The sequence below is a fragment of the Saccharopolyspora terrae genome, assembly GCF_004348435.1.
In the GTDB taxonomy this organism is placed as follows: Bacteria; Actinomycetota; Actinomycetes; order Mycobacteriales; family Pseudonocardiaceae; genus Saccharopolyspora; species Saccharopolyspora endophytica.
Genome location: NZ_SMKS01000074.1, coordinates 1 through 24,992 on the forward strand (window position 1 = coordinate 1; position 24,992 = coordinate 24,992).

24 protein-coding genes are annotated in these 24,992 nt (G+C 70.4%); 17 read left to right on the forward strand and 7 right to left on the reverse strand.

The genetic code is table 11. The features are described 5' to 3' along the window. On the reverse strand, window positions 1-772 hold a 772-nt coding region (locus tag E1181_RS26955), incomplete at its 3' end, for a LysR family transcriptional regulator (protein WP_132679029.1). Window positions 773-867: 95 nt separating this feature from the next. Between E1181_RS26955 and E1181_RS26960 the strand changes: the two genes are divergently transcribed. The 3 genes from E1181_RS26960 (at window position 868) to E1181_RS26970 (ending at window position 3,664) form a co-directional block, all read left to right on the forward strand. Then, complete coding sequence (locus E1181_RS26960; RefSeq protein ID WP_132679031.1) at window positions 868-2,307, forward strand: form I ribulose bisphosphate carboxylase large subunit; 1,440 nt, start codon at window positions 868-870, stop codon at window positions 2,305-2,307. An 11-nt stretch (window positions 2,308-2,318) separates the two neighbouring features. Continuing rightward, window positions 2,319-2,741, forward strand: coding sequence for a ribulose bisphosphate carboxylase small subunit (locus E1181_RS26965; RefSeq protein WP_132679033.1), 423 nt, complete (start codon window positions 2,319-2,321; stop codon window positions 2,739-2,741). An 86-nt stretch (window positions 2,742-2,827) separates the two neighbouring features. Further along, a complete protein-coding gene (locus E1181_RS26970; RefSeq protein WP_235877074.1) occupies window positions 2,828-3,664 on the forward strand; it encodes an AAA family ATPase in 837 nt (278 codons plus the stop codon). 202 nt (window positions 3,665-3,866) lie between these two features. Here E1181_RS26970 and E1181_RS26975 read toward each other — a convergent pair whose 3' ends face one another. From E1181_RS26975 to E1181_RS26990, 4 genes are all read right to left on the reverse strand, one after another. Continuing rightward, window positions 3,867-5,063: a GAF domain-containing sensor histidine kinase gene (locus E1181_RS26975; protein WP_235877075.1), complete on the reverse strand. Its 1,197-nt coding sequence runs from the start codon at window positions 5,061-5,063 to the stop codon at window positions 3,867-3,869. Continuing rightward, entirely contained in the window at window positions 5,060-5,725 is a 666-nt protein-coding gene (locus E1181_RS26980) for a response regulator (protein WP_132679034.1), read from the reverse strand. Before E1181_RS26980 ends, E1181_RS26975 begins: the two co-directional genes overlap by 4 nt. Before the next feature lie 51 nt (window positions 5,726-5,776). After that, entirely contained in the window at window positions 5,777-6,688 is a 912-nt protein-coding gene (locus tag E1181_RS26985) for a LysR family transcriptional regulator (protein ID WP_132679036.1), read from the reverse strand. Window positions 6,689-6,799: 111 nt separating this feature from the next. Then, on the reverse strand, window positions 6,800-7,744 hold the full coding sequence (locus E1181_RS26990; protein ID WP_207922340.1) for a phosphoribulokinase: 945 nt from the start codon (window positions 7,742-7,744) through the stop codon (window positions 6,800-6,802). A gap of 339 nt (window positions 7,745-8,083) precedes the next feature. On the opposite strand from E1181_RS26990, the gene E1181_RS26995 reads away from it, so the two are divergent. The 7 genes from E1181_RS26995 (at window position 8,084) to E1181_RS27025 (ending at window position 14,036) form a co-directional block, all read left to right on the forward strand. Then, entirely contained in the window at window positions 8,084-9,538 is a 1,455-nt protein-coding gene (locus tag E1181_RS26995) for a DNA-binding protein (RefSeq protein WP_235877076.1), read from the forward strand. Window positions 9,539-9,715: 177 nt separating this feature from the next. Next, complete coding sequence (gene pqqA / locus E1181_RS32985) at window positions 9,716-9,790, forward strand: pyrroloquinoline quinone precursor peptide PqqA (RefSeq protein WP_132679065.1); 75 nt, start codon at window positions 9,716-9,718, stop codon at window positions 9,788-9,790. 5 nt (window positions 9,791-9,795) lie between these two features. Next, a complete protein-coding gene (gene pqqB / locus E1181_RS27005; protein ID WP_132679037.1) occupies window positions 9,796-10,689 on the forward strand; it encodes a pyrroloquinoline quinone biosynthesis protein PqqB in 894 nt (297 codons plus the stop codon). Beyond that, window positions 10,686-11,381 (forward strand): pyrroloquinoline-quinone synthase PqqC, encoded by a 696-nt coding sequence (pqqC, locus tag E1181_RS27010; RefSeq protein WP_132679039.1) that lies wholly within the window; start codon window positions 10,686-10,688, stop codon window positions 11,379-11,381. Before pqqB ends, pqqC begins: the two co-directional genes overlap by 4 nt. Continuing rightward, window positions 11,381-11,647: a pyrroloquinoline quinone biosynthesis peptide chaperone PqqD gene (gene pqqD, locus E1181_RS27015; protein WP_132679040.1), complete on the forward strand. Its 267-nt coding sequence runs from the start codon at window positions 11,381-11,383 to the stop codon at window positions 11,645-11,647. The genes pqqC and pqqD overlap by 1 nt, the downstream gene beginning before the upstream one ends. After that, window positions 11,644-12,741 carry a pyrroloquinoline quinone biosynthesis protein PqqE gene (gene pqqE / locus E1181_RS27020; RefSeq protein WP_132679042.1) on the forward strand — a complete coding sequence of 366 codons (1,098 nt, stop codon included), beginning with the start codon at window positions 11,644-11,646 and terminating at the stop codon, window positions 12,739-12,741. Before pqqD ends, pqqE begins: the two co-directional genes overlap by 4 nt. A gap of 212 nt (window positions 12,742-12,953) precedes the next feature. After that, window positions 12,954-14,036 (forward strand): S-(hydroxymethyl)mycothiol dehydrogenase, encoded by a 1,083-nt coding sequence (locus E1181_RS27025; RefSeq protein ID WP_408010740.1) that lies wholly within the window; start codon window positions 12,954-12,956, stop codon window positions 14,034-14,036. A gap of 248 nt (window positions 14,037-14,284) precedes the next feature. On the opposite strand, the gene E1181_RS27030 is transcribed toward E1181_RS27025, so the two are convergent. Beyond that, a complete protein-coding gene (locus E1181_RS27030) occupies window positions 14,285-14,617 on the reverse strand; it encodes a bifunctional 3-phenylpropionate/cinnamic acid dioxygenase ferredoxin subunit (protein ID WP_132679045.1) in 333 nt (110 codons plus the stop codon). Between the two features lie 699 nt (window positions 14,618-15,316). Between E1181_RS27030 and E1181_RS27040 the strand changes: the two genes are divergently transcribed. Genes E1181_RS27040 through E1181_RS27055 form a run of 4 tightly spaced genes read left to right on the forward strand, consistent with a single transcriptional unit; the run spans window position 15,317 to window position 20,345 of the window. Beyond that, entirely contained in the window at window positions 15,317-15,775 is a 459-nt protein-coding gene (locus tag E1181_RS27040) for an NAD(P)H-dependent oxidoreductase subunit E (protein WP_132679046.1), read from the forward strand. Then, window positions 15,772-17,301 (forward strand): formate dehydrogenase beta subunit, encoded by a 1,530-nt coding sequence (locus E1181_RS27045; RefSeq protein ID WP_132679048.1) that lies wholly within the window; start codon window positions 15,772-15,774, stop codon window positions 17,299-17,301. Before E1181_RS27040 ends, E1181_RS27045 begins: the two co-directional genes overlap by 4 nt. Window positions 17,302-17,304: 3 nt before the next feature. Then, entirely contained in the window at window positions 17,305-20,115 is a 2,811-nt protein-coding gene (gene fdhF, locus E1181_RS27050) for a formate dehydrogenase subunit alpha (protein ID WP_132679050.1), read from the forward strand. Continuing rightward, window positions 20,112-20,345 (forward strand): formate dehydrogenase subunit delta, encoded by a 234-nt coding sequence (locus E1181_RS27055; protein ID WP_207922342.1) that lies wholly within the window; start codon window positions 20,112-20,114, stop codon window positions 20,343-20,345. Before fdhF ends, E1181_RS27055 begins: the two co-directional genes overlap by 4 nt. 53 nt (window positions 20,346-20,398) lie before the next feature. Here the strand turns inward: E1181_RS27055 and E1181_RS27060 are convergent, their stop codons facing one another. After that, the gene (locus E1181_RS27060; protein ID WP_235877078.1) at window positions 20,399-21,457 is read right to left on the reverse strand and encodes a Glu/Leu/Phe/Val dehydrogenase dimerization domain-containing protein; all 1,059 of its coding nucleotides are present in this window, start codon (window positions 21,455-21,457) and stop codon (window positions 20,399-20,401) included. A 79-nt stretch (window positions 21,458-21,536) separates the two neighbouring features. Here E1181_RS27060 and E1181_RS27065 point away from each other — a divergent pair, with 79 nt between their 5' ends. From E1181_RS27065 to E1181_RS27075, 3 genes are all read left to right on the forward strand, one after another. Continuing rightward, on the forward strand, window positions 21,537-22,004 hold the full coding sequence (locus E1181_RS27065; RefSeq protein ID WP_132679052.1) for an Lrp/AsnC family transcriptional regulator: 468 nt from the start codon (window positions 21,537-21,539) through the stop codon (window positions 22,002-22,004). Between the two features lie 86 nt (window positions 22,005-22,090). Further along, window positions 22,091-22,426, forward strand: coding sequence for a plasmid stabilization protein (locus tag E1181_RS27070; RefSeq protein ID WP_132679054.1), 336 nt, complete (start codon window positions 22,091-22,093; stop codon window positions 22,424-22,426). Between the two features lie 188 nt (window positions 22,427-22,614). Then, window positions 22,615-24,992 (forward strand): AAA family ATPase (locus E1181_RS27075; RefSeq protein WP_132679056.1); only part of this gene is annotated, 2,378 nt, incomplete at its 3' end.

A 24,992-nucleotide genomic window follows, 5' to 3' on the forward strand; every position in this document is an offset into this window, starting at 1 on the left:
TGGCTGGGGTGGGGATCTCGGTGAGGTGGCCTTCTGTGAGGTGGCGGGTCACCGCGTCCTTGGAGACGAGGGTGACTCCCAGGCCGGAGACGGCTGATTCGATGACCGCGGTGTTGGAGCCGAGGGTGAGGGTTCGGGGTGGTGGGTCCAGTTCCAGCTGGGCGAGGAAGGATTCCGTGATCGCCCTGGTGCCGGAACCGGGTTCGCGCAGCAGCCACGTCTGAGCCGACAGCCAGGCGGGCGTCCCCGGCCCGGGGGCGTTGGCGACGACGATGAGTTCGTGGGGGCGGGTGGCGAGGACCTCGACCTCGCGGCCCGGCTCGGGTCGTCCGCCCAGGACCAGGTCGACCTCGTGGCGTTCCAGGAGCCTGCGGACGTGCTCCCGGTTGCCGACCTCCAGGCGGACGCCGACGTGCGGGTGCTGCTCGCGGAAGCTCGCCAGCACACCGGGCAGGATCTGCTCGCCGGCGGTGGTCAGGGCCGCGATGCGGAGTTCGCCGCGTTCCGGGTCCGCTTCCGCAATGGCGGCGGTGCGGGCCTGGTCGAGGAGGCCCAGGGCGGTGCGGGCGTGGTCGGCGTACACCTGGCCGGCGCGGGTCAGCCGCAGGCCTCGCCCGTCGCGTTCCAGCAGCTGCAGGCCGAGGGACTTCTGCAGCGCGTTCAGCGCGGCCGACACCGCGGACTGGGTCACGAACATCTGGCGCGCGGCGGCGTGCACCGAGCCGGTGTCGGCGACGGCCAGGAACGTGCGCAGCTGCGTGAGCGTCATCATCAACCATTCGCTTGAGAATCACGACGGGATTCTTGATAGACAGTTGCTCAATCGGCGGCCATCGTCAAACGCATCCACTCATCCGGGGAGGACGCATGGCAGCCGAGAACGAGCGTTGGGGCGCAGGGGTCATCCCCTACGCCGAGATGGGGTACTGGCAGCCCGACTACGAGCCCGAGCCCAGTGACGTGCTCGCCGCGTTCCGGGTGACCCCGCAGGACGGGGTGCCGCCGGAGGAGGCCGGTGCCGCGGTGGCGGGGGAGTCGTCGACGGCGACCTGGACCGTGGTGTGGACCGACCGGCTCACGACCTACGAGCACTACCAGGGCAAGTGCTACCGGGTCGACCCGGTTCCGGGGCAGCCCGGGCAGTACATCGCCTACATCGCCTACGACCTCGACCTGTTCGAGGAGGGCTCGATCGCGAACCTGACGTCGTCGATCATCGGCAACGTCTTCGGGTTCAAGGCGCTCAAAGCGCTGCGGCTGGAGGACATGCGGATCCCGCCGCACTACACCAAGACCTTCCAGGGACCCGCGCACGGCATCGTGATGGAGCGCGAGTACCTGAACAAGTACGGGCGCCCGCTGCTGGGCGCCACCGTGAAGCCCAAGCTGGGGTTGTCCGCGCGCAACTACGGGCGGGTGGTGTTCGAGGCGTTGCGGGGTGGTCTCGACTTCACCAAGGACGACGAGAACATCAACTCCCAGCCGTTCATGCGCTGGCGGGACCGGTTCCTGTTCTGCATGGAGGGCGTCAACCGCGCCCAGGCCGAAACCGGTGAGATCAAGGGCCATTACCTCAACGTCACGGCCGCGACGATGGAGGACATGTACGAGCGGGCGGAGTTCGCCAAGGAGCTCGGCAGCGTCGTGGTGATGATCGACCTGACCGTCGGCTACACCGCGATCCAGTCGATGGCCAAGTGGGCGCGGGCCAACGGCGTCCTGCTGCACCTGCACCGCGCCGGGCACTCCACCTACACGCGGCAGAAGAACCACGGCGTGAGCTTCCGGGTCATCGCCAAGTGGATGCGGCTGGCCGGGGTCGACCACATCCACGCCGGAACGGTGGTCGGCAAGCTCGAAGGGGACCCGAACTCGGTGGCCGGGTTCTACGACGTGCTGCGGGTCAACAAGGCCGACCCGGACCCGGCCAAGGGCCTGTACTTCGAGCAGGACTGGGCGTCGATGCCGGGCGTCATGCCCGTCGCCTCCGGTGGCATCCACGCGGGGCAGATGCACCAGCTGCTGGATCACCTGGGCGAGGACGTGGTGCTGCAGTTCGGCGGCGGCACGATCGGGCACCCGATGGGCATCGCCGCGGGCGCCACCGCCAACCGGGTCGCGCTGGAAGCGATGATCAAGGCCCGCAACGAGGGCCGGGACTTCCTCGCCGAGGGATCGGACATCCTGCGCAAGGCGGCGCGGCACAGCCGCGAGCTCGACACGGCGCTGGCCCTGTGGGGTGACGTGAGCTTCGACTACGACTCCACCGACACCCCGGACGTCATCGACACCCCGACGCTGGTGTGAGGAGACCGGACATGCGCATCACCCAGGGAACCTTCTCCTACCTCCCGGAGCTCTCCGACGACGAGATCCGGGCTCAGGCGCAGTACGCGCTGGACAACGGATGGCCGCTGTCGGTGGAGTTCACCGACGACCCGCACCCCCGCAACAACTACTGGGACATGTGGGGACTGCCGATGTTCGACCTGGTCGACGCGGCCGGCGTGCTCTACGAGGTCAACGAGTGCCGCAGGGCCTACCCGCAGCACTACATCCGGGTCAACGCCTACGACGCCTCGCTGGGCAGGCAGACCACGGCGCTGACGTTCCTGGTCAACCGCCCCTCCGACGAGCCCGGGTTCCGGCTCGACCGGCAGGAGGCGGCGGACCGGCGGCTGCGGTACAGCACCCACGCCTACGCGCTGGACCGCCCGAAGGGCGAGCGGTACTCGTCGTGAGCACCGCGACGCGACCGGGTTTCGGCATGCGGCCCGGCGAAACCGGCACGGAGGCAGGGGAAACCGCCCTCGCGAGAACCGCACGCGTGGATCTCGCGGCGGAGCGGGACGCGGCGGGCATCGACGAGCTGATGGCCTCGCTGGACGCGGAGCTGGTCGGACTGCACGAGGTCAAGGACCGCATCCGCGAGGTGGCGTCGCTGCTGCTGGTCGATCGCGTGCGGCAGCGGTTCGGGGTGAGCTCGACGCGCCCGAACCTGCACATGTGCTTCACCGGCAACCCGGGCACCGGCAAGACGACCGTGGCGATGCGGATGGCCGGGCTGCTGCACCGCATCGGCTACCTCGAACGCGGACACCTGGTCGCCGTCACCCGCGACGACCTCGTCGGCCAGTACGTCGGCCACACCGCCCCGAAGACCAAGGAGGTGCTCAAGCGGGCGATGGGCGGCGTGCTGTTCATCGACGAGGCGTACTACCTCTACCGCGCGGAGAACGAACGCGACTACGGTCAGGAGTCCATCGAGATCCTGTTGCAGGTCATGGAGAACCAGCGCGAGGACGTCGTGGTGATCCTGGCCGGCTACGGCGACCGGATGGCGGAGTTCTTCCGCTCGAACCCCGGCATGAGCTCCCGGGTGGCCCACCACGTCGAGTTCGGCGACTACGACCTCGACGAGCTGCGATCCATCGCCGAGCTGATGTCCGAACAGGACGGTTACCGGCTGGGTCGTGAAGCGGTCGAGGTCATGCGCGAACTGCTCGACGAGCAGCGGGCCCAACCCCGCTTCGCCAACGCCCGCACGGTCCGGAACATGTTGGAGAGAGCCAGGTTGCGGCACGCGAGCCGCATCGTGGACACCCAGGACGACTGCGGCCTGGACGACCTGGTCCGCCTAGAACCGGTGGACTTCAAGCCCTGACTCCTAGCTTGAGTCAATTGCCTTGCTTGGCGGTGCGGGTGGCGGAACCTGACACGTCTTCTGGCTGCGGGATCCGAGACTGATGTATGTCCAATACACGGCGCTACGGCTGTCCTCGCCAGAAGACGTGTCAGAACCCGCGGCGGTGCGAGCTGAGTCCCACACCTGAAACAACGACCCCCGCAGCGTTCTTGACCGACACCTACGCCGGCTCCTGGTGGGGTGGGATGGTCAGGGTGAGGGTTGTGCCGGAGCCCGGGGTGCTGCGCACGTCGAGGGTGCCGCCGAGCAGGCGCGCGCGTTCGCGCAGGCCGGGCAGGCCGTGGCCGGTCGGGCCGGAGGTCGCGCGCAGCGCGGCCGGGTCGAACCCCACTCCGTCGTCGCTGACCTGCAGCACCACCTCGGCGGGCGTCGTGCTCAGCCGGATCACCGCGGTCCCGGCCTGCGCGTGCTTCTGGACGTTCTGCAACGCCTCCTGGGCGCTGCGGTAGAGCGCGCTCTCCAGGAACTCCGGGACGTCGCAGATCCCGGCGTCGACGTGGACGTGCAGGTCGGCGATCCCCCGCGCTAGGCTCTGCAGGCTCGCCATCAGGCCCAGGTCGTCGAGCACCGGTGGGCGCAGGCCCGCGATCGCGTAGCGGGTCTCGTCCAGCGCCGCCCCGGCCAGGTCCTGCGCGGTGGCGATCTGCTGCTCGGCCCGGGCGGCGTCGTCGCCGACCAGGTCGCGGGCCGCCGAGAGGTGGAAGAACATGCTCACGATGCGCTGGCTGATGCCGTCGTGGATCTCGCCCGCGAGCCGCCTGCTCTCCGACTCCTGCAGCTGCACCATCCGCTCGGTGAAGCGCTCCAGCGCCTCCTCGCGGTCGGCCAGCCGCCGGTAGAGGCGGGCGTTCTCGATGGCGCCGGCGACCAGACCGGCCAGCGAGCGCAGCAGCTCGACGTCGTCGCCGAACTCGCGGCGCCGCTTGCTGTGCAGGTTGAGCACGCCCACCAGGTGGCCCAGCCGCGTCAGGATCGGCACCGACACCATCGAGGTGAACTCCTCGCCGTGCAGCTCCGGGATGTACTTGTAGCGCGGGTCGGCGCGCTTGTCCTCCACGATCACCGCGGGCTCGCCGTGCGCGGCGACCCAGCCGGCCATGCCCTCGCCGACCGCCAGCTCCACGCGCCCCGCGAGCCGGTCGAACGGCGGGGTCGCGCCGCAGAGCCGGAGCCGCTGCCGGTCGTCGTCGAGCAGGTGCACGAAGCACACGTCGGTCGCGGTCATCTCGGTGATGATCGCCGCGACGTTCTGCACGATCTCGTCCAGGTCGAGCCGCGAGGAGATGGTCTCGATGATGCGCATGAGCAGGTGGGCCTCCTGCTCGGCGTCGGCCATCCCCAGCGAGCTGCGCTTCACCGGTACACCCCTTCGCGCAGCGCGACCGCGATGGCACCGGCCCGGTCGCCGACCTCCAGCTTGCGGTACAGCCCGCGCAGATGGGTCTTGACGGTCTCCTCGGAGATGAGCAGCTTCGTCGCGATCGCCCGGTTCGACATGCCCGCCACCAGCAGCGACAGCACGTCGCTCTCGCGCTGGGTGATGCCCAGGTGCGCACCGGGCCAGAACTCGCCGTCGCGGATCCGCGCCGCCGACTTCGCCACCCTGCTGGCCAGCGCGGGGTCGATGAGCACCTCTCCGTCGTGGATGCGCGTCAGGTACTCCACGAGTTCCGAGCCGCGCACCCGCTTGAGCAGGAAGCCCGACGCGCCCAGCTGCAACGCCTGGTAGAGGTACTGCTCGTCGTCGTAGACGGTCAGGAAGACCACCTTGCAGCCCGGTCGGTGGCCCAGGATCTCCCCGCACAGGTCCAGACCGCTCGATCCGCGCAATCGGATGTCGAGCAGCACCGCATCCGGTTCGTGCTGCAGGATTTCGGTGACGGCCTGCGCCGGAGTGCCCGCCTCTCCGACGATCCGCACCCGTTCGGAGTGCGGTTCCAGCATCGCCTTGAGGCCGTCGAGCACCATCTGGTGGTCGTCGACGACCACCAGCCGCAACGGCTCCTCGACCAGGCCCATCGGAGAAGGGTACGCAGGCAAGGGCCTCTCCGGTAGGTGACGCGGTGCTGCTCAGGCGGGGGTGGTGGCGTCGAGGAGTTCGTCCAGGTCCACCCTCCGGGCGGTGTCGACGAACGCCCTGGCGAGGATGGGCTCCGGGTCGCGGTCGTGCAGGACCAGCCCGATCGTCTTGCTGATCTGCGGCTCCGCCAGCGGGACCGCGCGCATTCCCTCCGGAACCCCGAAGCGCAGCAGCCACGAATGGGGCAGCACGGTGGCCCACGGCCCCTCGCGCACGTGCGCGTAGAGCGCGCTGATGGAGTTCGTCTCCACCGCCGGTTGCGGCTTCGCCTGGGCCTGTTCGAACACCGAGTTGAGGATGCGGCGGTTCTGCATGTCCTCCGACAGCAGGCACAGCGGGTGCTCGGCGGCCTCCGCCCAGGTCGCCGACTCCCCGTCGTCGAGGTCGTCCTCGGCGGCCAGGAGCAGGTAGCGCTCGCGGTAGAGCGGGACCGTGCGGACGCCGGTCAGCGGCTCGTTGTCGATGTAGGTCACGCCGACGTCGAGCCCGTACTGCGACAGGCCCCGCTGGATCTCGATCGAGGTCATCGAGCTCACCTGCACCCGCACCCGGGGCTGGTCCTGGCACAGCAGCGACGTCAGGATCGGCACCACGCACAGCGCCGTCGGGATGCACCCGATCCGCAGCCGCCCGCTGAGCCCTTCCCGCATCGCCCCGACGTCCTCGATCAGCGCGTCCCGCTCGGCGAGGATGCGGTAGGCCCACTTCAGGATCCGCTCGCCCTCCGGGGTGAAGCCGATGAACCGGTTCCCCCGCTGGATGATCTGGACGTGCAGTTCGGCTTCGAGCTTGCGGATCGCCGCCGACATGGCCGGTTGCGAGATGTAGCACGCCTCTGCGGCGCGGGCGAAGTGCTTCTCGCGCGCCAGGGTCGTCAGGTATTCCAGTTGCCGCAGGAGCATGCGCGCGATGCTAATCGTCCGGCCACGGCGGTGGTGGGGCCTGAGGAGGTGTCGCCGAACTGCGTGCGAGCACCCCGCACCGCCACGTGACACGAGCGCCGCCGGAGGTACTCAGTCGCCGTCGCGGATGAGGTGGTGCAGCAGGATCAGCTGTGCGAGCCGCAGCGGCTCGTTGCGCCTGCCGTCGTCGAGCCTGCCGAGGCAGTCCGGGATCGGGTCGGGCACGTCGAGGCCTTCCCAGATCGCCTTGGCGACCATCGTGCTCTCCTCGGGCGGGGCGTGGCCGTGGATGTGCAGGGCGTCGACCGGGCGTCCGTCGGTGTCGCGCTTGAGCGCCAGGTGCATCGCCTTGGTGGGCGCCTTGGCCAGGATCTCGGTGAAGTTGGGGTGCCGGATCGTCGGGCGCATCAGGATCGTCGCCGACAGCGGGGTGCCGGGCGGGTCGTCGCGGCCCTCGATCGGGGCGAACGAGACGACGATGTCGGCGAGGTCGCGTTGCGGCCGGATGAACCGCGCGGACTCGGGTTCCCGGCGGCCGAGCTCGGCCTTGACCTGCTCGGCGCGGTAGCCGCGCTTGGCGGTGTCGCGCTGGATCTTCCACGCGGCCCGCACGTCTTCGGGCGGGCCGAGGTAGACGGTGACGTCGAAGCACGCGCGGGACAGCTTCGTGTGCAGCGGCAGCAGGCCCTCCACCAGCACGAACTCGTGCGGTTCGACCAGCACCGGCCGGGTCAGCTCGCCCCCGGAGTGGTCGTAGACGGGCTTGAGGATGGGGCTGCCGGTGGCCAGCAGCTGCAGGTGCTGCTCCATGATCTCCACGTAGTTGCAGTCCGGGTGCAGCGGTGTGAAGGGCAGGCCCCTGCGCTCCCGGCGGTCGTAGCGGTGGTAGTCGTCGACGCACATCGAGGTGCTGCGCTCGGTCCCGAGAGCCTCGACGAGACCGCGGGTCAGGGTGGTCTTGCCCGCGGCGCTGTCGCCCGCGATGCCCAGCATCGTGGGGCGGGGGTTCGGTCGCTCGGCTCGGGCGCGGTGGATGCGCAGTTGCTTGTCGGGCACGAAAAACTCCCTCCGTCGGCGCTGTCCTCCGGCGCGCTGGGGTTCGAGCGGCCTGCCCTCGTCAAGCGGTCCGCTGCTCGGCGGCGAGTCCTCGACGTTACGGAGCGCGCCGGTTCCCGGCCTCCCCCCGGCGGGGGATGCGGGGACGGGGGAGCGCGGAATCGTGAAAGTTGATGTCCGGAGCGAGGATTCGGCGTTCGGGAAACGCCCGATCGGTGGTTTTCCTCGGCGGACGGCTAGATCAACCGCACTCGCGGTGACTGCTGCAAGTGGATGGACGTGCTTGCCCCTGAACGTTAACCCCCATTAGCGTGATCGGGGTCACGGTCCGGTGGGTCGATGACGGATGTGATGTGCGACGAGGAGGTCGTGATGGCCGGGTTGGTCCCGCCGCTGGGAATCGCGTCGAACACGCCTGGCGGGGATTCGCTGGCCACCGCGTCGAAGGTCACCAGGGCGTGGGAGGCGTTCGCGACCGGCGAGGACATCACCTCCGACGTGCGGCCCGACATCCTCGCCTCCTGGTACCGCTGCCGCGATCAGTACGAAGTGGACCCCGCGCTCGACGCCGCTCCGCCGGCTCCCGGATACCACGACCAGGGGCCGGACAACGACGTCATCTTCACCCAGCTCGGCGGGCTCGGCGCCCTGGCCGGGCGGGACGTCGAGCTCGACGGCGGGGTCGTCGCGGTCACCGACGGCTCCGGGCGCATCCTCGGCACCTGGGGCGACCCGTCGGCCCGCCGCCGCGCCGAGCTGTCCAACATGGCGCCCTGGTCGTCGTGGTCGGAGCAGTGCACCGGCACCAACGGGATGGGGACGTCCTTCGAGGTCACCGGCCCGGTCACGGTCACCGGCGCCGAGCACTGGTGCGAGGGATTCCACCAGTGGGCGTGCGCGGGCATCGCCATCCGCGACGTGGTGACCGGCTCGGCCATCGCCTCGATCAACATCTCCCGCTGGGGCGCAACGCTGTCCCCGGAGGTCCCGGGGTGGCTGCAGAAGGCCGCGTCCTGCACCGAGCAGGAGATCCACCGCAGGGCCGTCGGCGAGGCCAAGCGGGTGTGCGCGGCGTTCAAGCAGGAGCGCACCGATCACAGCGGCCCGCTGGTCGCCCTCGACCGGGGCGGCCAGGTCGTCGCGGCCAACGACGCCGCCCTGTCCATGCTCCGCCTGCCCGCCGACGCCCCGGCCTCGCGCGGCGCGGTCGAACCCGCCGAGCGGTCCAGACCGGACATCGCCGAACTGTCCGATGTGGTGCGCTGGGCAGCAGGACGAGCCGCGCAGAATCCACAGTGGAGCGGATACGCCCAGCTGGGTGTCGCCGGCGACGGCGCGGTTCCCGCGACGCTGCGGCCGATCACCGAGGCCGACCGCGTGGTCGGCATGCTCTGCGCGTTCGGGCTGCAGGAAGGCGAGCCCTACGGCCGCGCGGGCGAGGGAACGGCCGTGCCCATGCCGCCCCGGGTCATCGGCGTCCGCAACGACCGCCTGGTGCTGCTCGCGCCCTCGGAGGTCCGCTACGCCGAAGCGGACCGCAACACCGTGTGGCTCAGCACCGACCGCGGCCGGATCCTGGCCGCCACCAGGGGTCTGGACCACGTCGACCAGGCGCTGAGCCGCCACGGCTTCCGCCGCGTGCACCGCCGCTTCCTGGTCAACCTCCGCCGGGTCGCCGAGGTCGAACGCGGCACCAAGGGCGAGCTGTTCCTCGTCACCGACCCCCGCGTGCCCGAGCTCGTTCCGGTCTCCCGGCGTCACGCCCCGGAAATCCGTCGCCTGCTGGGGGTCTGACCGGCGCAACCGCGCTGCCGGACGGCGGGATCGGGCGCAAGCTCGAGGTGCACCGCTCGTCGTCGCGGCGATGCCGTTCGTTGGGAGTTCCGCGCCGCCGGTCGGCGATCGGTTGTCACCGCAGCGACCGATCGCTGAGGCTGTGAACTGCTGGAACGCGGAACCGAGGAGGAAATCATGACCTGGGAGACCCCTGAGTACACGGTGATCGACGTCTGCGCCGAAGTCACCGGCTACCACCACCAGCGCTGACGGCCGTGCTCGTCCACTGCCTGGGAGTCGCGGCAGGTGGCGGGTACCCGCAGTGGAACTGCGCGTGCCCCGGATGCCGCGAGGTCCGCACCGCGCCGGAGCGCGCTTCGGCGCACGCGGGCCTCGCGGTCTCCGGCACCGGTGACCGCTGGTTCCTGCTCAACGCGACGCCCGACGTTCACCACCAGATCAACTCCGACCCCAGCCTGCACCCCGGTCCCGGGGCGCGGGAGACACCGGTGGCGGGAGTGCTGCTCACCGACGCCGAGTTCGATCACACGATCGGGCTCCTGGTGCTCCGGGAGGGCTCGTCGCTGGAGGTCTTCGGCACGGCGCCCGTGCTGTCCGCGCTCACCGACCACTTCCCGGTGCGAGACCTGGTCTCCGACTACGCCGACGTGCGGTGGCGGGAGGTGGAGGTCGGCAAGCCCATCGATCTCGACGAACGGCTCCAGGTGACCGCATTCGCCACCGGGAGCAAACCGCCGCGCTACGTCGGGCACCACGCCGGGCCCGGCGACTGGGAGACCGGCTACGTGCTGCACGACCAGGTGAGCGGCGGAACCGCCGTCTACGCCCCGACCGTGCCAAGCTGGGACGAGCACTTCGCCGAGCAGGTCGCCGACGCCGATTGCGTGTTCGTCGACGGCACGTTCTGGACCGACGACGAGATGTCCCGCAGCGGAACGGGTGATCGGCCCGGAAGGTCCATGGGGCACATGCCCGTCAGCGGTGCGGACGGCTCGGCGCGGCACCTGGCCGCGCTGCCCGCCCGCCGCAAGATCTACGTCCACGTCAACAACACCAATCCCATCCTCGACGAGGGATCAGCCGAGCGAGCGGAGCTCGCGGCGCTGGGCGTCGAGGTGGGACGTGCGGGTCTGGAGGTCGAACTATGAGGCCCTGGTCGTCGGAGGAGTTCGAGGCGGAGCTGCGCGCGGTCGGCGAGGCGCGCTACCACCACTTGCACCCGTTCAACGAGCGGATGCACGCCGGTGACCTGACCGAGGAGGAGTTCCGCGGCTGGGTGCGAAACCGCTTCTACTACCAGATCAACCTGCCGGTGAAGGACGCGTTCATCCTCACCAAGCTGCCCGACGCCGCCGAACGCCGGAAGTGGATCAAGCGCATCACCGACCACGACGGCACCACCGAGGTCGAGGGCGGCATCGAGCGCTGGGTGCGGCTCGGCGAAGCCGTCGGCCTGACCCGCGACGAGCTCTACGACACCCGCACCGTGCTGCCCGGCGTCCGCTTCGCCGTGGACGCCTACGTCGACTTCTGCAGGCACAAGCCGTGGCTAGAGGCGGTGGCCTCGGCGATGACCGAGCTGTTCGCGCCCGACCTGCTCAGCCGCCGCATCGTCGACGTGCAGAAGCACTACCCGTGGCTGGACTCGCGCGGCCTGGAGTACTTCCGGACCCGGCTGACCCAGCAGCCCGCCGACATCGCCCACCTGCTCGGCCTGGTGCGCGACAACGCCCGCACCCGGGAGCAGCAGGAGGCCTGCGTGCGCGCCCTGGAGTTCAAGTGCGACGTGCTGTGGACCCTGCTCGACGCCGTGCAGCTCGCCTACGGCAAGGCCGAGTGATGGACGCCGCGAGCACACCGCGCCTGGTGCCCAAGGCGATGCTCAAGCGCGACAAGGTCCGCGACGCCGACCTGCTGCTGCTGCCCGAACGCGTGGTGCGGCTCAACGCCTCGGGCGCGGCGATCCTGCGGCTGTGCGACGGGACCCGGACCGTGCGGGAGCTCGTCGACCGGCTGGAGGAGGAGTTCGGTGCCACCGGGCTCATCGACGAAGTGCTGACGTTCCTCAACGACGCGCACGATCAAGGTTGGGTGGTGTCCGGATGACCCCCGCGCCCTACGGGCTGCTGGCCGAGGTGACCCACCAGTGCCCGCTGCACTGCCTGTACTGCTCCAACCCCCTGGAACTGCGCCGGCGGGACGAGGAGATCGGCACCGAGGACTGGCTGCGGGTGATCCGCGAGGCCGCCGACCTCGGCGTGGTGCAGGTGCACTTCTCCGGCGGTGAGCCGCTGGTGCGCGGTGACCTCGCCGAGCTGGTCGCCGAAGCGCGCGGCTGCGAGCTCTACACCAACCTGATCACCAGTGGGCTCGGGTTCACCGAGGAGCGGGCGAAGTCGCTGGTCGCGGCCGGGCTCAACAGCGTGCAGCTGAGCATTCAGGGCGAGAACGCCGAGGCGAGCGAACTCGTGGCCGCCACCAAGCGCTTCGACAAGAAGCACGAGGCCGCGCGGATCATCATCGACTCCGGGCTGCCGCTGAACATGAACGTCGTGCTGCACCGGCTCAACCTCGACCGGCTCGACGCCATCATCGACGTCTGCGAGTCGTGGGGAGCCGAACGGCTCGAACTGGCCAACACCCAGTACTACGGCTGGGGGCTGCGCAACCGGGACCTGCTGCTGCCCAGCCGCGACCAGCTCGCCGCGGCGGAGAAGGTCTACCAGCGGCGCAAGGCCGAGCTCGCCGGCCGGATGGAACTGCTGTGGATCCTGCCCGACTACTACGAGCCCTACCCGAAGCCGTGCATGGGCGGCTGGGCGCGCACCGCGCTGACCGTGGCACCGGACGGGTCGGTGTACCCGTGCCCGGTCGCCGCCGACATCGACACCCTCGACTTCCCGTCGGTGCTGGCGCACCCGCTCGACTGGATCTGGGCGAAATCGCCCGCGTTCCAGGCATATCGGGGAACCGACTGGATGCCGGACCCGTGCCGCAGCTGCTCTCGCAAGGAGATCGACTTCGGCGGCTGCCGGTGCCAGGCGTTCGCGCTGACCGGTGATGCCTCGCGCACCGACCCGGTGTGCACCTTCTCACCGGACCACCACCTCGTGCAGGACGCGGTCGACCGCGCCAACGAGACGCCCGGTGCCGCCGCTCCCGAACCGGTCTACCGCCGCCCCCGCGCGGCCGCGGAGTGACCGCGGTTCGTCACCGAAACTCCGCCGCTCGTGCCTGATCACCCGCCGCCGGTACCGGATTCGTTGTCCACTCCGGAACCGGCGCGCGAGGGTGGTCGACACGGACCGGTCTCGACCCGGCGTGCCGGGTCGGGCCACGCCGGTGGCGGCGCGAGGCGTCCCCGACCGCTTTCGCCGCCACCAGCGCCTTTTTCGCCGAGAGGATGCAGCAGATGATCAAGTCGCGCGCGGTGATCGCACGGGGGAAGGGCGAGCCGGTCGAGGTGGTGCGGATCGACCTGCCCGAACCCGGACCCGGCGAGGTGCTGGTGCGGGTGCAGGCGTGCGGTGTCTGCCACACCGACCTGCACTACCGGGAAGGCGGCATCAACGACGAGTTCCCGTTCCTGCTCGGCCACGAGGCAGCCGGTGTCGTCGAAGCGGTGGGTCCGGGTGTGTCGGACGTGTCCGAGAACGACTTCGTGGTGCTGAACTGGCGCGCGGTGTGCGGCCAGTGCCGCGCCTGCTCGCGCGGGAAGCCCTGGTACTGCTTCGACACCAACAACGCCGACCAGCCGATGCGGTTGGAGGACGGCACTGAGCTGTCCCCGGCGCTGGGGATCGGGGCGTTCAGCGAGCGCACGCTCGTCCACGCCGGTCAGTGCACGCGCGTCGACCCGGCCGCGCGGCCGGTCGTGGTCTCGCTGCTCGGATGCGGTGTCATGGCGGGGATCGGCGCGGCGATCAACACCGGTGGTGTGACGCGCGGTGACTCGGTGGCCGTGATCGGCTGCGGCGGGGTCGGAAACGGCTCGATCGCCGGAGCGGCGCTGGCGGGCGCGGAGAAGGTCATCGCCGTCGACCGGGACCCGAAGAAGCTCGCCTGGGCCGAGGAGTTCGGAGCCACCCACACCGTCAACGCCGCCGAGACCGACACCGTGGCCGCCGTCCGGTCGCTCACCGGGGGCAACGGAGCGGACGTCGTCATCGACGCCGTCGGCCGGCCGGAGACCTTCGAGCAGGCGTTCTACGCCCGCGACCTGGCGGGCACGGCGGTGCTGGTGGGCGTGCCGACCCCGGAGATGGAGATCAAGCTCCCGCTGCTGGACGTCTTCGGCCGGGGCGGCGCGGTGAAGTCCTCCTGGTACGGCGACTGCCTGCCCAGCCGGGACTTCCCGATGCTCACCAACCTCCACCAGCAGGGCCGCCTGCCCCTCGACAAGTTCGTCACCGAGGAGATCACCCTCGACGAGGTCGAAGACGCCTTCGCCAAGATGCAACGCGGAGAAGTCCTGCGCTCCGTCGTCGTCTTCTGACCACCCGGACCGCCGACCCACCACGAAACGCCCACCGGCTCGGCTCCGCCGGAACCCTCGGTCTCGAGGTGGTGACCCGATTACCGCCGTATTCCGGAACCTGATTACTGCGGTATTCCGGAACCCGATTACGGCCGTAATCGGGTCACCGCGGACCCGGGGTGCCGGTCACGTGGGTGGTCCGTGGTGTGGGGAGTTTCGGTGGAAACTGCTCTTGCGCGGTGGGCGCTGGGTGGGGCGGGGCCGGTTCACAGGGGTCGGCCTATGTCCACGTGGACGATGACCTCGCCTCCGATCACCTCGACCTGGTGGGTGCGCAGGGGTTCGGTGGCCGGCGGGCAGAGCGGTTCGCCGCTGCGGACGTCGAAGCGGGACAGGTGCACCGGGCACTCCAGCGAGGTGCCGTCGAAGTGGCCTTCGCTGAGGACCGCGCAGGCGTGCGAGCACACGTCGTCGATCGCGTAGATCCGCCCGGCGACGTTGAACACCGCGACCGGCGGCAAGGTGTTGAGCCGTCTCAACGTTCCGGGTGGGAACTCGTGCAGCCTGCACACTCGGACTCGATGCGTGGCCGGGGGCATCGACGCCACTCCCTTTCGCCAGGAGCTCTGGAGGGCCGACCGTCGCACCGGCCCCGCTGACGACGGTGCCGCAAGGTCCTCGACCGATCCGGCGGGCGGATCTGGTGAGGTCCTTGCGGCACTCGTGCGGTTCGAGCCGCGTGATGGGAGTGGTGGATCAGTCCTCGTCGGCGCGGTGCAGGTAACCGGTGACCTCGGCGCAGACGTCGATCACGGTGTATTCAGGGGTTTCCCAGGTCATCGCATTCTCCTCGGGTTCGTCTCGGCCGGTGGCGGTTTCCGGCCGCAGCGGGATCCGGGTGGGTTGGCGACAATTCCCGAATTCCGCGCTGGAATTTCAAGTTAGGCGCACTCGTGACACCTGGGCAAGCCGGGCGGGACGAGTGCGCGACGAGCTCGCATGAACGGCAGGGGAGCGAAAACCAGCGGCACTGCCTGCGGTGCCCGAAAAGACGATCATGAACTGACGCGTATGGGTGAAAACGCTGGTAGCAGCCGGTCTCGCAGCGTGCGCGAAAAAGCCGGAAAAGGCGCGGAAATAGTTCGGAAGAAGGCCCTGTCCAGCGATGATGCGAGCAATTCGGTGACGCGGAGTGCACGTCGATACGCGGTGCTTATCGATGCATAAAAACGCGTGCGTTGAACTCTGGGCGACGCGGCGCGACGGTAGACCCAATCTACAACGGAGTGGAGCCGCAGATGACGATAGCGGAACGCGTGCGCGGCGTTGTCGAAGCGCACCGGGGCGAGCGCGGAGCCCTGCTTCCCATCCTGCACCACCTCCAACAGGAGTTCGGCTGGATCGATCCGCAGGTGGTTCCGGTCCTGGCCGAAGAGCTCAACCTCTCGCGGGCCGACGTCCACGGGGTCATCTCCTTCTACACTGACTTCCGATCCGAACCCGCGGGCACCACCACGGTCAAGATCTGCCGCGCCGAGGCGTGCCAGTCGGTCGGTGCGGAACGGCTCGTCGCCGACGCCGAGCAGGTCTTCGGCGTCAAGGTCGGCCAGACCACCCCCGACCGCTCGGTCACCCTCGACCAGGTGTTCTGCCTGGGCAACTGCGCGCTCGGACCCTCCGCGCAGGTCAACGGAAGGTTGCACGGCCGGGTGGACCGCAGCCGGCTCGTCGAGATCCTCGCGGAGGGCAACGCGTGATCACCGTCTACGTACCCCAGGACTCCGCGTCGGTCTCCGTCGGCGCGAACGAGGTCGCCGCAGCCATCCAGCGGGCGGCCGACGAACCGATCAGGTTGGTGCGCAACGGTTCTCGCGGCATGCTCTGGCTCGAACCGCTGGTCGAGGTCGAGACCGAGCGCGGTCGCGTCGGCTACGGCCCCGTCACCCCGGGCCGGGTGCCCGAACTGCTGGCGGCCGGGATGCTGCGCGGTGCCGGCCACGAGCTGTGCCAGGGCGTGGTCGAGGACCTGCCGTGGATGCGCGACCAGCAGCGGCTGTGCTTCGCCCGCGTCGGCGTCACCGATCCGCTGTCCACATCGGACTACGAGGCGCACGGGGGCTTGCGCGGGCTGCGCGCGGCGCTGGCCGCCGCACCCGCCGAGGCCGTCGAGGAGGTCACCACCTCCGGCCTGCGCGGGCGCGGTGGTGCCGGATTCCCCGCGGGCATCAAGTGGAACACCGTGCTCAAGGCCGAGGGGCCCGCGAAGTTCGTCTGCTGCAACGCCGACGAAGGCGACTCCGGGACCTTCGCCGACCGGATGCTCATGGAGGGTGACCCGTTCTGCCTCATCGAGGGCATGACCATCGCCGCCCACGCGGTCGGCGCCACCGAGGGCTACATCTACGTCCGCTCCGAGTACCCCGACGCCGTGCGCACGCTGCGCCGCGCGATCGACGCCGCCTACGCGGTCGGTTGGCTCGGCGAGGGAGTGCTCGGATCGGAGCTGACGTTCGACCTGTTCGTGCGCGTCGGCGCCGGTGCCTACATCTGCGGCGAGGAGACCTCCATGCTGGAGAGCCTGGAGGGCAGGCGCGGCATGGTGCGCTCCAAACCGCCGATCCCGGCGATCACCGGGTTGTTCGGCAAGCCCACGGTGGTCAACAACGTGCTCACCCTGGCCAGCGTCCCGGCGATCCTCGCCGACGGCGGCCGGCCCTACGCCGAGCTCGGCGTGGAGCGCTCGCGCGGCACGCAGGTCTTCCAGCTGGCGGGCAACGTCGCGCGCGGCGGCGTCTTCGAATCCGCCTTCGGCATCACCATCGAGGAGCTGGTCAACGGCTACGGCGGCGGCACCCGATCCGGGCGACCGGTGCGCGCGGTGCAGATCGGCGGGCCGCTGGGTTCCTACGTGCCGCCGGAGCGGTTCGACCTGCCGATGGACTACGAGGCGCTGGCCGAGGCGCAGGCGATGCTCGGCCACGGCGGCATCACCGTCTTCGACGACACCGTGGACATGGCGGCGATGGCGCGCTTCGCGTTCGAGTTCTGCGCCGAGGAGTCCTGCGGCAAGTGCACCCCGTGCCGGGTCGGCGCGGTGCGCGGCGTCGAGGTCGTCGACCGCATCGTCGGCGGCGAGGACCGCGACGGCAACCTCGCCGTGCTGGGCGACCTGTGCGAGCTGATGACCGACGGATCGCTGTGCGCGATGGGCGGGCTGACCCCGAACCCGGTGCGCAGCGCGCTGGCGCACTTCCCCGAGGACTTCCTGAAGGAGGCGAAGTAGGCGATGGGTCTGCTGAAGGAACCCGACTACGGCACCCCGGCCAGACCGGGGGAGGCCACCGTCACCGTCGAGATCGACGGAGTGCCGGTCACCGTTCCCGAGGGCACCTCGGTGATGCGCGCCGCGGCCGAGTCCGGCACCGACATCCCGAAGCTGTGCGCCACCGACAGCCTGGAGGCGTTCGGCTCGTGCCGGCTGTGCCTGGTGGAGATCGACGGCCGCAAGGGCACCCCGGCCTCGTGCACCACACCGGTCGCCGAGGGCATGAGGGTCAGCACCCAGACTCCGAGGCTGGAGAAGCTGCGGCAGGGCGTCATGGAGCTCTACATCTCCGACCACCCGCTGGACTGCCTGACCTGCGCGGCCAACGGCGACTGCGAGCTGCAGGACATGTCCGGCGTGGTCGGGCTGCGCCAGGTCCGCTACGGCTACGAGGGCGCCAACCACCTCGACGCGCCCACCGACAGCAGCAACCCCTACTTCGACTTCGACGCCTCCAAGTGCATCGTGTGCTCCCGCTGCGTGCGGGCCTGCGACGAGGTGCAGGGCACCTTCGCGCTGACCATCGAGGGGCGCGGCTTCGACTCCAAGGTCGCGGCCGGTGCCGGTGACCCGTTCCTGGAGTCCGACTGCGTGTCCTGCGGTGCGTGCGTGCAGGCGTGCCCGACGGCCACGCTGCAGGAGAAGTCGGTGGTCGACCTCGGCATGCCGACCCGCTCGGTGCTGACGACCTGCGCCTACTGCGGGGTGGGCTGCTCGTTCAAGGCCGAGCTGCGCGGCGACGAGCTGGTGCGGATGGTGCCGCACAAGGACGGTGGCGCCAACGAGGGCCACTCCTGCGTCAAGGGCCGCTTCGCCTTCGGCTACGCCACCCACCCGGACCGGCAGCTCAACCCGATGATCCGGGAGAGCACCACCGACGAGTGGCGCGAAACCGATTGGGAGACGGCGATCTCCTACGTCGCCGAGAAGTTCCGCGACATCCAGGACAGGCACGGCTCGAACTCCATCGGCGGCATCACCTCCTCGCGCTGCACCAACGAGGAGGTCTACGTGGTGCAGAAGATGGTGCGGGCGGCGTTCGGCAACAACAACGTCGACACCTGCGCCCGCGTCTGCCACTCTCCGACGGGCTACGGCCTCAAGCAGACCTTCGGGACGTCGGCGGGCACGCAGGACTTCCGGTCCGTGGCGGCCTCCGACGTGATCGTGGTGATCGGCGCCAACCCGACCGACGGGCACCCGGTGTTCGCCTCCCGGATGAAGCGCAGGCTGCGGGAAGGCGCGAAGCTGATCGTCATCGACCCGCGGCGGATCGACCTGGTGCGCAGCCCGCACGTCGAGGCATCCCACCACCTGCAGCTCGCGCCGGGCACCAACGTCGCGCTGGTCAACGCGCTGTCGCACGTGGTGGTCACCGAGGGCCTGACCGACGAGTCGTTCGTGGCCTCGCGCTGCGAGGGCTTCGACGACTGGGCGGAGTTCATCGCCCGCCCGGAGAACAGCCCCGAAGCGGTCGAGTCGATCACCGGTGTTCCCGCCGAGCAGGTCCGCGAGGCCGCGCGGCTCTACGCCACCGGCGGCAACGGAGCGATCTACTACGGGCTGGGCGTCACCGAGCACAGCCAGGGCTCCACGATGGTGATGGGCATGGCCAACCTCGCCATGGTCACCGGCAACATCGGCCGCGAGGGCGTGGGCGTCAACCCGCTGCGCGGGCAGAACAACGTGCAGGGCTCCTGCGACATGGGTTCGTTCCCGCACGAGCTGTCCGGCTACCGGCACGTCGCCGACGACGCGGTGCGCGAGGTGTTCGAGAAGCTCTGGGAGCGCCCGATCCTGCCCGAACCGGGCCTGCGGATCCCGAACATGTTCGACGCCGCCGTCGACGGCAGCTTCCGGGGTCTGTTCGTGCAGGGCGAGGACATCGCCCAGTCCGACCCCAACACCCAGCACGTCGCGGCGGCGCTGTCGGCGCTGGAACTCGTCGTGGTGCAGGACCTTTTCCTCAACGAGACCAGCAAGTTCGCGCACGTGTTCCTGCCGGGGACCTCGTTCCTGGAGAAGGACGGCACGTTCACCAACGCCGAGCGGCGGATCAACCGGGTCCGCCCGGTGATGGTGCCCAAGAGCGGCAAGGACGAGTGGCAGGTGGCCTGCGAGATCGCCCAGGCCATGGGCTACGACATGCACTACGACCACCCTCGCGAGATCATGGACGAGATCGCCTCGGTCACACCGACTTTCGCGGGCGTCTCGTTCGGCAAGCTCGACGAGCTGGGCAGCGTGCAGTGGCCGTGCAACGACAAGGCGCCCGAGGGCACGCCGATCATGCACGCCGAGGAGTTCGTGCGCGGCAAGGGCAAGTTCGTGCTCACCCCGTTCGTGGCGACCCGCGAGCGCAGCACCCGCAGGTTCCCGCTGGTGCTCACCACCGGGCGCATCCTGTCGCAGTACAACGTCGGCGCGCAGACCCGCCGCACCGCCAACGTCGCCTGGCACCCGGAGGACGTGCTGGAGATCCACCCGCACGACGCCGAGGACCGGGGCATCTCCTCGGGCGACGTGGTGAACCTGTCCAGCCGGGTCGGCACGACGTCGTTGCGGGCGAAGATCTCCGACCGGATGCCGGTGGGCGTGGTGTACACGACGTTCCACCACCCGGTGACCGGCGCGAACGTGGTGACCACGGAGAACTCCGACTGGGCCACCAACTGCCCGGAGTACAAGGTCACCGCCGTGCAGGTCGCCAGGGAGACCAGCGCCGAGAAGGCCGACGCCGAGCAGCGGGAGGCGGTGCTGACCGAATCATGAGCGCCGACGTCTCGCCGCAGGTGCGGATGGCCAACGACATCGCCATCCAGTTCGCGCACCTCCCGTCCCGCCAGGCGGCGCGGGAGGTGGCCAACCACATCAAGATGTTCTGGGACCCGAGGATGAGGGCCGAGCTCGACGGGCTCGCCGACTCCCCACCCCAGGACATGGACCCCCTGGCCCTCGAAGCGGCCCGCCTGCTCCGCAGCGCGGGCGCCGGAGCCGGCTGACGGCTCCCACCGCAGAGGGGACGGTTCCGCCGGGATCGTCCCCTCGTCCACGTTCAGGCGGGAACCGCTGTGCGGCGGCGCGCGGCGAGGTCTCGGGCCGCGGCCTGCGGGGTGGTTCCGCTGTCGCGCGCCCCGGTGAGGATCTCGGTCACCGTCGTGCCGATCGCCCTGATGCGCGGGGTGGTCTCCTCCTCGGTGAGACCGAGTTCCTCGCGGCAGACGGCGTGGATGATGCCTCCCGCGCTGGCCACCACGTCCGGCACCCACGTGATGCCCCGCTCGTGGAGGGTGGAGGCGACGTCGTCGTGCGTGAGCTGGTTGTTGGCCGGTCCGACGATCAGCCCCGCTCGGCACGTCCGGGCCCGTTCCTCGGACAGGAGCCCTCCGACGGCGGCCGGCACCAGGACGTCGAACTCCTCGCCGAGCAGGTCCTCGGCGCTCCAGGTCAGCCCTGCCGCCTCGGCGGTCGCGCGCCTGCTCTCGTCCAGGTCGCCGGTGGTCACAGCGCATCCGCGCGCGGCGAGCTCGTCGGCGACCAGGCGTCCGACGCTGCCGTACCCGATCACGCCGACCCGCAGGCCCGCGAGGGCGCCGGTGCCGAAGACGTGGTCAACCGCCGCCTCCAGCGCTGCGAGCACGCCGTGGGCCGTGGCGATGCTCGAGTTGCCGCTCCCACCGCTGGACTCCGGCCGGCAGAACGCGAGTCCGCCGGTCAGCCGGTGGATGATCTCCATGTCCGCCGGGGCCGAGCCGATGTCGGGACCGGTCAGGTAGGCGCCGTCGAGCGAGGTGATCACCTCCGCGAGATCTTCGAGCACCAGCAGGCGGTGCCGCTCGTCGAGGACGGCGTCGGCGTCCATGATCACCGCCTTGCCGCCGCCGTGCCGCAGCCCCGCCAGCGCCGCCTTCTCGGTCATCGCGCGGGCGAGGCGCACGACGTCGTCGACCCCGTCGCGCCAGCCCGGGTACGGCTTGATCCGGCAGCCGCCGATGGCCGGGCCCGCCTGGGTGGAGTGAACGGCCACGGCGATCACGACGCCCGAGCGGCGTCCGCGCACCACGCGCAGCTGTTCGTGATCGAGCGCTTCTGGAGAGGAATATGATCGGCTCACGTGCACCAGTCTGGTACGGATTCGGAAGTTGGTTCTTCCCGTTCGTTGATATGTTCGGGAAGTGAGTGAAAATCCGAACATGGATCGGACGGACCGGCTGATCGTGGAGGCCCTCCAGCGAGACGCCAGGATTCCCATGCGCGACCTGGCGGAGCTCGTGGGTGCCGCGCCCTCGACGTGCTCCGAACGCGTCCGGCGCCTGGAAGCCCGCGGCTTGATCACCGGATTCCACGCGGCCGTGGATCTCCACGCGCTCGGCCGGGCGGTGGAGGCCATGGTGTTCGTCCAGGTCCGGCCCCTGAGCCGTCAGCTGATCGACCAGTTCCACGCCGACGCGCTGGCCATGCCCGAGGTGATCGCGATCTTCGGCCTCGCCGGCGGCGACGACTTCCTGCTGCACGTCGGCGTTCGCGACGTGCCCGCGCTGCACACGTTCCTCGTCGACAGCCTGAGCAACCGCCGCGAGATCGTCCAGTTCCGCAGCTCCATCGTCTACCGCCACGACCACAAGAAGGCCCTGGAGGACCTCACCCCGATCGACGGCTGAACGTCCGGGCTTCGCGCGTGTTTGCCGGGAAGGGGTGCCGGGTAGGTCATCGGGGAGTTGCGACCGTTCGTGACGGGAGGGACGTCATGCCGCAGAGCGCGTGGAACTCCAAGGAGGAGCGGCAGTACGAGCACATCAAGCAGGGCACCAAGAAGCGCGGGTCCAGCGAGGGCCGGGCGGAGGAGATCGCCGCCCGGACGGTGAACAAGGACCGCGCGCAGAAGGGGACGGCCAAGCAGCGCAGCAAGGTCTCCACCGAGGACATCCCGCCGCAGCGGCGTGGCGGCAAGCGCTCCGGGAAGCGCCAAGGACCCGGCGGCCGCACCAAGCAGCAGCTCTACGAGGACGCCAAGAGGGAGGGCATCGAAGGCCGTTCCAAGATGACCAAGGACGAGCTGCAGAAGGCCCTCTCGCGGAGGTGAGGTGAGTCCGGGCGTGGCCGCCGGTCACGTCCGGACGATTTTCGTTCGGGAAGCAAATCGGGACTTCGCGTTCGTCGCGGAACCGCTCCGGAACCGGCGACGTCGGAGCGGTGTAGGCGGCGTCTGAGCGCGACGGCATCGGTCACGAGCCGAGAACCGTTGCGCGCGTGCGAAATGCGGAGTCACCGATGTTGACCGAACGAACCAGCGAGTTAGCCCGAATATCCGAATCCCTGGCCGACTGCGAGGGGGGCAGGGGCCGGGTCGTGCTCATCAGCGGTGGGCTGGCCACGGGCAAGACCGCCCTGCTGGACGCGCTCGGTGACCTCGTCGGGGAGCGGGCGGCGCTGCTGCGCGCGGTGGGTTCGCGCGCGGAGCGGGAGCTGCGGCTGGGCGTGGTGACCCAGCTGCTCGCCGGAGCGGAACTCGTCGTGCGCGACAAGGTGGCTCGCCTCGCCGAGTCGCCGCTGGACGCCCGATCGCTGGAGGAGGTCGGCGCGCTGCTGCTGGAATCGGGCGGTGAGCGCCCGGTGGTGCTGGCCGTCGACGACGTGCACTTCGCCGACCCGGAGTCGCAGCAGGCGCTGCTCTACCTGCGCAGGAGGATCACCTCCGCGCGCGTGCTGCTGGTGCTGACCGAGTGGGAACGCCCGAACCTGGCGCGCGAATCCACGCACGCGGAGCTGGCCCGCCAGCCCGATCACCGGATCGACCTCGGCCCGCTGACGCCCTCCGGTGCGGCCCAACTCCTCGACGGCGAAGACGTCTGCACCACAACCGCGTTCGATCTCAGCGGCGGAAACCCGTTCCTGCTCAAGGCGTTGCTGGAAGACGGTCTCGTGGTGGGTCCGCACCTCCGGCGGGCCGTGCTGGACTGCCTGACCCGCTGGGACGCGGACTTCCTCTCCGTGGCCGAAGGTGTTGCGGTGCTGGGAGATTCGGCATCGGCGGCCGTCCTCGCCGAGCTGCTGGCGATGACCCCGCGCTCGGTCGGTCCCGTGCTCGACGCGCTCGGCGCGGCCGGGCTGCTCCGCGACCACCGCCTGCGCCATCCCGACGTCCTGCTGGAGAGCCTCGACCCGGCCGACGCGGCCAGGTTGCACGCCCGAGCGGCTGAACTGCTGCACCGGCGCGGCGCCCCGGCCGTGGAGATCGCCCGCCACCTCACCGCGGCCGGTGCCGTGCCCGGCCGCTGGGCGATGCGTCCCTTGCGCTACGCCGCCGAGCAGTCCCTCGTGGACGATCCCGAACTCGCCGTCGGCTGCCTGGAACTGGCCCTGAACGCGTCCGAGGACGACTGCGAGCGCGTCGAGCTGCGCGCCGCCATGGTCCGCGCGGCCTTGCGCATCAACCCCGCCATCGCCGCCCGCCACCTCGGCCCGCTCGCCGACCGGAGGGACCTGTGCTGGCGCGACGCCGTCCCGGTGGCCCGCCTGCAGCTCTGGCAGGGCGATCCGGGTGCGGCGGGAGAGCTCCTGCGCACCACGCGCGCGCACGCCGGTGAACCCCATCCCCGCGCGGCCGCCGAACTGCGCGTCGCCGCCGAGTGGATCCACGGCCGCTCCCTCGACGTCGAACCGCTGACCAGCGGAGATGTCTCGTGGCAGGCGACCGCCGGTCTCGTCGGCACGTGGACCCGGGAGCTGCCGGGGGAGGTGCTGCGCGCCGCCGAGCACGTCCTGCAGTGCTGCGCGGGCGAGGTGCTGCCCGAAGCGGCCTCCGCCGCCGTGCTGGCCCTGGACCACGCGGGCCACGCCGACCGGGCCCGGCACTGGTGCGACGCGCTCATCACCCAGGCCCGCAGGCAGGGCGCCACCACTGCGCGGGCGCTGATCGGCGCGGTCCGCGCCGACATGTCGTGGCGCCGCGGCGACCTCATCGCCGCCGAGGCCCAGGCGCAGGAGGCGCTGCGACTGCTGCACCCGCAGACGTGGGGAGTGCTGGTGGGCCTGCCGCTGTCCACGCTGATCCTGGTCAACTCCGCGCTGGGTAGGCACGACACCGCGGCCGAACTGCTCACCCGCCCGGTCCCGGACGAGATGGCGGCGACCACCTTCGGCATCCGCCACCTGCACGCCACCGGCAGGCACCACCTGGCCGGTGGACGCACCCTCGCCGCGCTGGACGCCTTCGAACGGGTCGCCGCCCGGATGCGCGCCGGCGACCCGGCGATCCCCACGACGATACCGTGGCGCGGCGACCTCGCCCAGTCCTACCTGCTGCTGGGCAGAAGACGCGAGGCCCGCGAACTCGTCGCCGAGCAGCTCGCCGGCACCTCCGGCGGCGTGCGCATCCGCGCGATCACGCTGCGAGTCCTGGCCGCGTGCAGCGACCCCCGCCAGCGCGTCGCCGTCCTGCGCGAAGCCATCCAGCTGCTGGAGCGCTGCGGCGACCGGCTGGAACTCGCTCGCGCACTGTCCGACCTCAGCCAGGCGCACAACGAGCTCGGACAGCTCCGCAACGCTCGCCTGGTGCTGCGCAAGGCCGACCAGATGGCCAAGGCCTGCCAGGCCGACATCCTGTCGCACCGGCTCCGCGACTCCCTCGACGCGGCCCGCCCCGAAAC